Genomic DNA, 2,661 nt, shown 5'->3' on the forward strand with positions numbered 1-2,661 from the left:
GTACATCGAACTCAGGTTAATTTACCTCGTCAACCCTATCATCAATCCCCTCACAATTTTCCCGTTCGTATGAATGTACTTCGCAAGCTATTTTTTCAGCTTTATGGTTGTTTCACCGGGTTGTTGGAGAATTTAAAATTCTTGGCCGATTGCGGCTCAGGTAGTCCGGGTTTACAGTCTGAGTTAGGAACGAGCCTTCCGGATTGCACTTCAAGCTCTAATACGCCCGCCCAAACATCCAGGTCATAGTCTGCAGAGTCATCAGCTGCTTCAACTTCCCTGACCTTTGCAGAAGCATCTTCAATATCTATGGCTATAACTAGCGTACCATCGAGTTCTTTCTGATTAGGTATTCTTGCTTCGTTCCATCGGCCCGGAATAATGTTTTCCGTAATGATTTCCAAGGCCTCCATCTTTTCGGCATCTTCTTCAATCAACCTGGCCTTTCCAAAAACATTCACCGATCGATAATTTACCGAATGGTGAAAGACCGATCTGGCCAGCACAATGCCGTCCAGATGAGTAACATTGAGGCTTACTTTTTCTTGGTTTAATAAAGAGAGCATCATGCGGTTTTTAAGCGAACCGTGGATAAGTATAGTATTTCCTTTTCGCCCATAAGCGGTTGGAATTACTATAGCAGTTTCCTCAAACACATAGGGGATCTGACAAATGAAATGAGAATCTAAGATGTTGTAAATGAGTTCTTTGTTGTACTGGGCTCGTTTCGATCCTCGAACCACTTTGTTCAAAGGGTTTTTATTGAATTCTGACATGACCTGAGTTTTGTTCGGCTAAATGTCTACATTTATCGGACTACTTATGTAATCCGGTTTTTAATATATGAGTAGTCCGGCTATGGTGGCACTTCCTCATTTAATCAATATCGATCGGGACACTGAGTTACCAGTCTACCTCCAGATTAGTAATGGACTTATTCAACAGATTAAGGCTGGTGTATTGCGCCCCGGTAGCAGGTTGCCGGGAACCAGAGCTATGGCCCAGAGTTTTGCAGTACACCGCAAAACGGTGGTAGCTGCCTATGAAGAGCTATTTAGCCAGGGGTGGATTGATGTACGGCCATCACAGGGTACTTTTGTGAGCGAAAGTTTACCGAACGTACTGCCCAATAAACTAAGTGAAGTTTCGGAAGGAAGAAGTATAAAAAATTCCGGTTTTACTTTCTATACAAAAGCCCATTTGAAAAGGGTTTTGCCTGATATTCCTCAGGGGCTGACTCTGGATGAAGGTATTCCCGATGTGCGAATTGCCCCGGTCAATGATATCATTAAACATTATAGAAGCTTTGTTGCCCGGTCGTATAACAGCCGTCATTTAAGCTACGGCTCTGTGTATGGCGATGCTTTATTGCGCGAAACACTGGCCGGTTTTCTTCAGGAAACCAGAGGGATGGCCGTGGAAAAGGACAACATAATGATTGTGAGAGGTAGCCAAATGGGGACTTATCTGGCCTCACAGCTACTTTTTAAAAACAAAGAACTGGCCGTGGTAGGCGAGACCAACTACATTGCAGCCAACCTTACCATGCTGGAAGCAGGAGCGAAGGTCAAAACAGTTCCTGTAGATCATAAGGGAATTTGTACCTCTGAGCTTCGAAAACTCTGTGGGCAGGAAAAAGTAACTGCCGTGTACGTAACCTCACATCACCATCACCCCACTACTGTAACCCTTAGTGTGGAAAGGAGAATAGAGCTCCTCCAATTGGCTGAAGAATATGGTTTTGCCATTTTGGAAGATGACTACGATTATGATTTTCACTATCGAAATGCCCCTTTGCTTCCCCTGGCCAGTGCCGATCGTTCGGGGCAGGTAATTTACATGGGTGCCATTTGCAAAATTGTGGCACCGGCTTACCGTGTTGGTTACTTGGTGGCTCCCAAAGATTTTATCGATGAAGTAGCACACCTCAGAAGAATTATTGATAGGCAAGGTGATGCTATTTTAGAAAGATCCATAGCGCTTATGATTCGTCAGGGCGACTACCAAAGGCATACCAAAAAGGCTCTGAAAATCTACAGGGATCGCAGAGATCACTTTTGCCAATTGCTGAAAACTGAGTTGAGTGAATTTGTGCGCTTCAAAGTACCGGAGGGAGGACTTGCCGTGTGGGTTGAACTTCGGGAGGACATGAGCTGGATAGACATTGCGGAAGCCTGCAGGCAGAAAGGGTTAAACATTCCTGATTATCAAACTTATAACTTCAATCATACGGCTAATAATGGAATACGAATGGGTTTTGCTTCCATCAATTTCCAAGAGCAAACTCAAATAGTTTCAGTGTTGAAGGAGGTGATGAATCACCTCTAATCCCTCTTTGTAAGGAGGAGAATTCGGTATGATCCGGTTTTTTTATCCCGATCGAAGCCGAGGGATTAGCCAAAGATTCTAGTTGTGCAGATCCTTCGACAAGCTCAGGATGGAGAAAATAATGCAGTTTCGGATAGCATGGATGTCTTCTAACTCTCAATAGTAATCAGAAGAGGTGTCTGCTGGGCGGAGGTGAATTAACTAATATTCTATTTTAACCTGAGTTCGATGTAAGGAAGTAGTAAAATATCCCCCTTAGGACGTCATTGCGGAATTTTCCTCTGAAAACTTTACATACGCAAAGGAAAATATCCGCAATCTCATTTAGGCTCT

2 protein-coding genes are annotated in these 2,661 nt (G+C 43.7%); one reads left to right on the forward strand and one right to left on the reverse strand.

The features are described 5' to 3' along the window. Positions 1–101: 101 nt before the first annotated feature. Positions 102–776, reverse strand: coding sequence for a pyridoxamine 5'-phosphate oxidase family protein (locus B3763_RS07280; protein WP_286745236.1), 675 nt, complete (start codon positions 774–776; stop codon positions 102–104). 67 nt (positions 777–843) lie between these two features. On the opposite strand from B3763_RS07280, the gene B3763_RS07285 reads away from it, so the two are divergent. Then, positions 844–2,328, forward strand: a complete 1,485-nt coding sequence (locus B3763_RS07285) for a PLP-dependent aminotransferase family protein (RefSeq protein WP_286745239.1) — start codon at positions 844–846, stop codon at positions 2,326–2,328. Positions 2,329–2,661: the final 333 nt, after the last annotated feature.

Origin of the sequence: Roseivirga sp. UBA1976, assembly GCF_002336325.1 — a bacterium.
GTDB lineage: Bacteria > Bacteroidota > Bacteroidia > Cytophagales > Cyclobacteriaceae > Roseivirga > Roseivirga thermotolerans.